This window comes from Lelliottia sp. GFLA7 (genome assembly GCF_056490165.1).
This window is the reverse complement of record NZ_JBWLAQ010000018.1, coordinates 1-696: the sequence shown is the minus strand read 5'-3', so window position 1 is coordinate 696 and position 696 is coordinate 1. Positions and strand designations below refer to the sequence as shown.

At 69.4% G+C, this 696-nt stretch carries 1 protein-coding gene; it reads left to right on the top strand.

The genetic code is table 11. The annotated features are described in order from the left end of the window. The coding region (locus tag AC07RN_RS20890; RefSeq protein WP_478337203.1) for an ATP-binding protein at positions 1 to 696 on the top strand (696 nt) is incomplete at both ends.

The window sequence follows — 696 nt, the reverse complement described above, 5'->3', positions numbered from 1 at the left end:
AGGTGAGCGAGGCGCGCAGACTGCTGGCCGCCGGGCGGCTGCTCACGCTCACCGGCATCGGTGGGGTGGGCAAGACCCGCCTCGCACTGCGGGTCGCCCAGGAAGCGCAGCGCGCGTTCGCCGACGGCGCGTGGTTCGTCGAACTCGGGGAACTGCGCGAGCCGGACCTGCTCGCGGACACGGTCGCGGCCGTGTTCGGTGTTCGCGGCCAGTCCGACAGTCCTGCGGACCGGCTGCTCACGGAGCATCTCGCCGATCGTCAGGTTCTCGTGGTCCTCGACAACTGCGAGCATCTGCTCGACGCGGTGGCCGGTCTCGTCACCGCGCTGCTGCGGTCCTGCGCGCAGGTGCGGGTCTTCGCGACGAGTCGTGAGCCGCTGGGGGTGGCCGGTGAAGTGGTACTTCAGGTTCCTCCGCTGATCGTTCCGATCGTCGACGCCCCCTCGAAGTCGGAGATGAGGGTGAACGACGCGATGACGTTGTTCGCGGAGCGTGCGGCGGCGGTGGTCCCGGGATTCGTCGTCACCGACGCGAATCGGCGAGCGGTCGCGGAGATCTGTCGCCGGCTCGACGGACTGCCCTTACCGATCGAACTGGCGGCCGCACGGATGCGGTCGCTGTCGGCGGATCAGATTCGTCGACGCCTCACGGATCGGTTCGAACTCCTCACGCGTGGCAGTCGCGTCGCTCCGAGCC